The organism is Kitasatospora putterlickiae, from assembly GCF_039527695.1.
GTDB lineage: Bacteria > Actinomycetota > Actinomycetes > Streptomycetales > Streptomycetaceae > Kitasatospora > Kitasatospora putterlickiae.
In genome coordinates this window covers 11281-17449 of the sequence record NZ_BAAAKJ010000419.1, presented here as the reverse complement: position 1 = coordinate 17449, position 6169 = coordinate 11281, and the positions used below count along the sequence as shown (strand labels likewise).

Genomic DNA, 6169 nt, shown 5'->3' with positions numbered 1-6169 from the left:
CCGCCGGCGCCCGGGCGCGCGCCGTCAGTCCGCGAGGCGCTCGCGCAGATCGGCGAGGATCTCCGCCGCCTCCTCCAGCCCGTGCGCCCGGCACCGTTCGACGGCGACGGTGAGCCGCCTCCGCGCCGCCTTGAGCCGGCCGAGGTCGGTGCCCTCGATCAGCGCGGCCAGCCGGACGGCCTCGGCGCGCGGCGTCTCGGCCTGCTCGCCGCCCTCCTCGTACGCGGCGATCGCCCGCTCGGCCTCGGCCAGCGCCTCCTCGTAGTCACCGGCCACCGCGCGCACCCGGGACCGCTCGTAGTGGACGGCGGCGCGCGGGTACCACGTCTCGGCCGAGGGGTCCTCGCGCTCCAGCCGCTCGCGCACGGCGTCCGCCTCGGCCAGCCGGGCCAGCGCCGACTCGACGCCGTCCGGGCCCTCCTTCTGCGCGGTGAGCCGGGCGAACTGCCGCAGCATCGCGGACACCGGACCGGCCTGCGGCCACTGCTCGTGCGCGGCGAGCGCCTGGGCGCGGGCGGCGTGCGCCGCCTCCCAGCGGTCGGCGTGCAGCAGCGCGACGGCCGCCTCCGAGGCGACCATGGTGCGCAGGTGGAGGTCCTCGGTCCAGCCCTCCAGGACGGCGGCCAGCCGCAGGAACTCCTCGGCGGCGTCGCGGTCCTCGTCGAGCGTGAACAGGCCGCGGGCGAGGTCGAGCCGGGCCTGGGCGAGCACCCGCTCGTCCAGGCCGACGGACGCCCCCTCGGCCACCACGGACTCCAGGACGGCCACCGCGTCGGCGGTCCGGTCGGCGCTGGTCAGCAGGTCGGCGAGCTGCAGCCGGGTGCGGGCCGCGTCCTCGGCGGCCTCCGGGCCCTTGCGGTCGAACCGGGAGGCGGCCTCGGAGAGCGACCTGATCGCCGAACCGGTGTCCCCCGTCTGGGCGCTGGCGTGCCCGGCCATCAGATAGGTGGCGGCGAACGGGTACGACTCGTCGGCCCAGCGGGCGGCCGCCGCCAGGGCGCGGTGCAGCACTTCGACGGCCTCGGCCTGCCGGTCGTCCTGCAGCAGCGCCTGCCCCAGCAGGCCGTACGCCCTCGGGGTGTGCCAGGGCTGCCCGGCCTGTTCCAACTCGGCTATGGCGGTGCGCAGTTCCTCGGTCGCCTCGGCGATCCGGCCCTGCCGGGCGGCGGCGTCGGCGGCGTACTGGCGGGCCACCGACAGCCGGCGCACCGAGCCACGGGCGACGGCCGCCTCGCGGTAGGCGGTGACGGCGGCGGCGAAGCGCGCGGCCTGCTCGGCGGGGGGCCGCTCCGGCGCCTCGGGCAGCAGGCGGACCAGCTCCTGGTGGGCGGCGTAGGCGCGGCACTGGAGGACGACCAGGTAGTCGTCGTCGGCGATGCCCGCGTCCGTGATGCCCGCGTCCGTGATACCCGGGGCGCCCCCGGCGGCGAGCTGCTCGGCCTGGGCCAGCGCGGCGTCCAGCGCCGCCCAGTCGATGACCGGCGCGGCGGACTCGACCGGGTCGGCCGACGCGTCCGGCTCCTCCTCGTCCTCCCGCACGAGTTCGGCGACCAGCGCCCGGGTCCGGGCCGCCAGCGCGCGGCCGGCCAGCCCCTCGCGCCGGTACAGCCCGCCGGCGGCCAGCAGCTCGTTGGCGCCCTCCTCCCAGGCGCCCCGGTCGAGCGCCTCGTGCGCCCGCCGCTCCGCGAGTTCGGCGCGCACCTGCCCGAGCGGCCCGGCGTCCGGGCCCAGCAGAGCCTCGGCGCCGTCCTCCCCGGCGGCGGTCAGCCGCTCGTCGATCCGCTTCCAGAGCCGTTCCGCGTCCGGGTGGCCGACCAGTTGCAGCTCACGGGCGCGCAGCAGCAGCGCGGTGAAGTCCTCCGGCTCCGGCTCGACCTCCCGGACCGGCACCGCCGGCACCACCGGGGCGGTGGCCAGTTCCGGCGACGCCGCCGCCCGCACGCCGAGGGCGAGCGGTTCGGCCAGCAGCGGCCGGCGGGCCAGCCGGTCGCGGCGGCGGCCGCTCACCGCGCCGGTGCCGTTGCGGGCGTCGAAGCGCGCGGCGAGCGCGTCCGCCTCGGTGCGCAGGTGAGCGAGCAGGGTGTCGACGGTCCAGCTCGCGCCGGGCGGGCCGCTGACGGTGAGCTCGCCGTGCCCGGCCCGGGCGAGGCCGGCGATCAGCACCTCGACGCCGGTGAGGAAGTCGAGCCGGCTGACCGGGTCGCCGGTGGCGCCGAACAGGTCGCGGTTCTCGGCGAGCAGTTCCAGGCCGCGCGGCTCGTTGCCGGACAGCGCGCAGAACTCGATGTGCAGGCCGACCGCGCGGGCCAGTCCGCTCTTGCCGCGCGCGAAGCGGTAGCCGACCAGGTGGCTGGAGCGGGCCTCGTCCAGCCGGCCCTGGCGCAGCAGGGGCAGCAGCGCCTGGGCGTGGCTGACGTAGGGCTCCTCGGCGCAGGTGGCCTCGCCGCCGAGCACCGGGCGCCAGACGTCCAGCGCGGTCGCGTCGTCGCCCTGGCGCAGGTGGTGGACGGCGCGGGAGCGGATCTCGCAGGCGTGGCAGTCGCTCATCTCGGTGCGCGGCCGTCCGGCCCACAGCTCGTAGGCGTCCTGGACGCCCTCGCCGGTGTGCGCGGCGAGGTGGAAGCGCTGGGCGTAGTACGGCTGGAGGCCGTGCCCGGCGGCACGGTAGCGGCCTCGCATCTCCTCGTGCCAGCGCCGGATCGCGGCGAGCGGCACGTCGGGGGTGCCGAGCAGCGAGGTGGCGACCCACTTGAAGCGCCAGAACACCTGCTGCCGCGACCACTCGCCGAAGCCGTCCGGGTCGGCGTCCCAGAGCTTGAGGACCCGGGCGAAGACGACCGGGGACTTGCTCCGCTCGCCGTCGTACTCGTAGGCCTCCATCAGTTCGAGCAGGGCCATGGAGCGGATCGCGGTGTCGTCGAACTGCTCGGCGGCGTCGACGAGTTCCTCGGCGGTGACGGTCCGGTGCCGCCCGTAGGGGCGGGCGTCGTTCTCCTGCAGCGCGGCCATCACCGCGTCGATGCTGTTCAGCATCACGCCTCCTCGGAGCCGGCCCGGCCGCTGCCGCCGGACGCGGCCTCGTGGCCGAGCATCGCGTGGTCCAGCAGGCTGATGAACGAGCGGTTGAGCAGCGCGCTCTCGCTCGACGTGAGCGGCCGGCGGGTGAGCAGCACGGCCTGCCCGTAGAGCGTCTCGACGGCGGTGACGGCGAGTTCGCGGTCTCCGATCGAGGCCGCCCGCCGGACCAGCGGGTTGAGGTGGTTCAGGACCAGCTGGGCGCGGGGCACCTCGGCGCGCAGCGAGCCGAGGATGTCCGCCCACAACCCGTCAGCCTCGTCGGCGAGTTGGGCGCGGGTGCGCTCGTGCCGGGCCTCCCGGTTGTCGAGCAGCAGGGCGGGCGCGCTGGTCGGGTGGAAGCTGCGCAGGGCCACGTCGCAGTCGAAGCGGCCGACCACCTCGCGGGCGGTGGCGAGGAAGGCCGAGGCGGCGAGTTCGGCGGCCGGGTCGACGGTGTCGAGGTGCGCGGTGACGGTGCTCGGGTCGAGGTCGGCGACGGAGGTGCCGGGGCGGATCTCCGGCAGCCGGTGCACCAGGTCGCGGTCGTAGGTGTAGCCGCCGTTGACCACGCCGAGTCCGGCGGCGCCGGCGATCGGGGCGACCTGGCGGAACTCCTCGACGGTGCGGGTGACCAGCACCATCGGGTGGCTGCGGGCGAACTCGTCCAGGGTGACATTGCCGTCGGTGGTCTCGAACGGCAGCCAGGGCAGCAGCATCCGCAGCAACTCGTCGTCGTAGCGGGCGAGTTCCTTGACGGCCAGGTGGTGCACCGAGATGAACCGGTGGAGCAGCGCCGGGTCGCTGGCGGACAGGCCGGTGAGCCAGTCGCGGATCCGGGCGCCGAGCGCGTCGCGGACGGCGGCGAGCGTCTCGTCGGCGTACAGGCCCTCGCGGCTGGCGGTGGGCCGCAGACCGTCGGTATCGACCACGCAGCGGACGAAGAACGCCCAGTCGGGCAGGAGTTCGTCGGCGTGATCGGAGAGCAGCATGCCCTTGAGGTGCACCCGGTGGCCGGCCCGGCGGGACGGCGGCACGGCGTCGGGCAGCACGTAGGCGACGCCGCGCAGGCCGACCAGCGGCAGGTCCAGCTCGATGGTGTCGAGCGGGGTGAAGTCGAAGGTGGAGCGGCAGTACGCGGCCAGCGCCTCGCGGCGGGCCAGCGGGGAGCCGTGCTGCGCGGCCCACGGCGGGGTCTGGTTGACCCGGGTGGCGTCGCCCCGGCCGTCGACGACGGTGACCTCGTGGCGCAGCAGGCTGCCGAAGTCCCGGGCGAGGGTCAGTACCCGGTCGGCGCGGGTCCACTCGGCGGCATCGGAACGCGGCGCGAGGCGCACGGTGGTGCCGGGCTCGGGCTTGGCCTCGGCGGGCAGGGTGCGGATGGTGTAGCGGCCGTCGGAGCCGCCGCGCCACTCGATGACGGGGGCGTCGGGGGTGGCGGCGGAGCGGGTGACGACGGTGATCTCGTCGGCGACCACGAAGCAGGCGAGCAGGCCGATGCCGAACTGGCCGATGAAGTCGCCGCGGGCGCGGGCGAGCCCGTCGCCGTCGAGGCGGCCGTCGGCGTCCCGCTTGGAGCTGCGGCCGATGGTGGCGAGGAAGGTGTGGACGTCCTGCTCGGTGAGGCCGATGCCGGTGTCGGTGACGGTCAGGTCACCGTCGGCGCGGACGGTGATGGCGGTGGGCGCGGCCGGGTCGAGGGCCTGCCGGGCGGAGATCGCGTCGACCGCGTTCTGCAGGAGTTCGCGCAGGTAGACCCGGGGGCTGGAGTAGAGGTGGTGGGAGAGCAGGTCGACCAGGCCGCGCAGGTCGACCTGGAAGGTGTGCGCGCTCGTCGGGTTCTCGGATGGGGACACCGGTGGCTCTTTCGATCGCAAGGGGTGTGTCGGGCTTCGGTGGCCGACGGGGTCGCCGGCTCGTCGCGGGCTCTAGCGCGGCGCGCAGCGGTCGCGGTGGACCTGGAAGTTCTCGGCCTCGTCGCCGCCCAGGTAGTACCAGGGCCAGTCGGTGACGACGTCGTCGAGGGTGGCGAACACCGCGTGGGCCAGCTCGCGCTCGTCGGCGAGCGAGAGGACCATCGCGAAGGCGTTGTGGGTGGCCCGCCAGTCCCGCCGCCGCCGGTAGGCCGGGTGCAGCACGGAGCGCAGGGCCGCGGCGCGCAGCGAGGAGCGCACGGCGGGGCCGGTCAGGTAGGCGTGGTCCTCGCCGTCCGGCAGGTCGAGCCAGTGCTCCAGGTGGGCCAGGGCGACCAGTTCGCCGAGCGGGCTGCCCTCGGGGGCGCCGAGCATCGCGGTGCGGGCGAAGGCGTGCATCTCCTCGTGGGAGCCGCCCCACTTGGCGCAGAGCTGCTGGAGGCGCTGCTGGTGGGAGGCGAGGTGCTCGGGGTCGCGGCGCAGCGCGGCCTCGAAGCGGGTGCCGGCGACGGTGCGGCCGAGCGAGGCGCCGCGCGCGGCGATCTGGAGGAAGAACCAGGGCGCGAGCCAGCCGGGCTCGCGTTCGGCCACCTCCAGCAGCTGCTCCTCGGCGACCTCCAGCCGCTCGCCGAACAGCCGCCACTGCTCCTCGGTGACGTGCTTGGCGCGGGCGCCGGTGCGGGCCTCCCAGGCCCAGGCGATCTGCCGGGCGCCGGAGAACAGCAGCGTGAGGGTGTCCTCGGGCCGTTCGGCGACGGCCTTGGCGACCCACTCCTCGGTGCCCTCGACGGAGGTGATCCGGTGCAGCAGCCAGGTCAGCTCGGCCTGGTCGGGGACGGCGGCGAGCGCGGGGCGCAGCGCGGCCCAGTCTCCGGCCTCGGCGAGGGCGCGCAGCCGGCGCAGTTCCTCGTCGCCGTGCGCGACGTCCAGTACGGGGGGCTGCGAACGCGGCGGCCTCCGCCCGGCCAGGCGGCGGAAGATGGACATGGTGCGGCCCCCCTGAGACCTCGTCGACCGGCACGGCCGTCGGCATCGTTCGTATGGCCTCGGTGCGGCCAATCGGATGATGCACTGCATATCACGTGCCGCCGACATCCCGCTGACCAGCCCTGTTCCGAGCGATCTCCGGAACGGGAGCCGGCCTCGGCCCTCGGTCCGGCCGCGGCCCCCGCCGCCCGGGCCCGAGGGCGCCCCGAACGCGG

3 protein-coding genes are annotated in these 6169 nt (G+C 75.9%); all 3 read right to left on the bottom strand.

The window, feature by feature from the left end; translation table 11 throughout:
- Nucleotides 1–24 precede the first annotated feature (24 nt).
- Nucleotides 25–3033 (bottom strand): hypothetical protein, encoded by a 3009-nt coding sequence (locus ABD308_RS35040; RefSeq protein ID WP_344344013.1) that lies wholly within the window; start codon nt 3031–3033, stop codon nt 25–27.
- Entirely contained in the window at nt 3033–4910 is a 1878-nt protein-coding gene (locus tag ABD308_RS35035; RefSeq protein WP_344344011.1) for an HSP90 family protein, read from the bottom strand. The genes ABD308_RS35040 and ABD308_RS35035 overlap by 1 nt, the downstream gene beginning before the upstream one ends.
- Before the next feature lie 72 nt (nt 4911–4982).
- Nucleotides 4983–5954, bottom strand: a complete 972-nt coding sequence (locus ABD308_RS35030) for a hypothetical protein (protein ID WP_344344009.1) — start codon at nt 5952–5954, stop codon at nt 4983–4985.
- Between the last annotated feature and the right edge of the window lie 215 nt (nt 5955–6169).

Bases quoted from the DNA above. Each gene is read 5' to 3' on its own strand.
- ABD308_RS35040 (WP_344344013.1), bottom strand. From the start codon at position 3,033: ATGCTGAACAGCATCGACGCGGTGATGGCCGCGCTGCAGGAGAACGAC.
- ABD308_RS35030 (WP_344344009.1), bottom strand. From the start codon at position 5,954: ATGTCCATCTTCCGCCGCCTGGCCGGGCGGAGGCCGCCGCGTTCGCAG.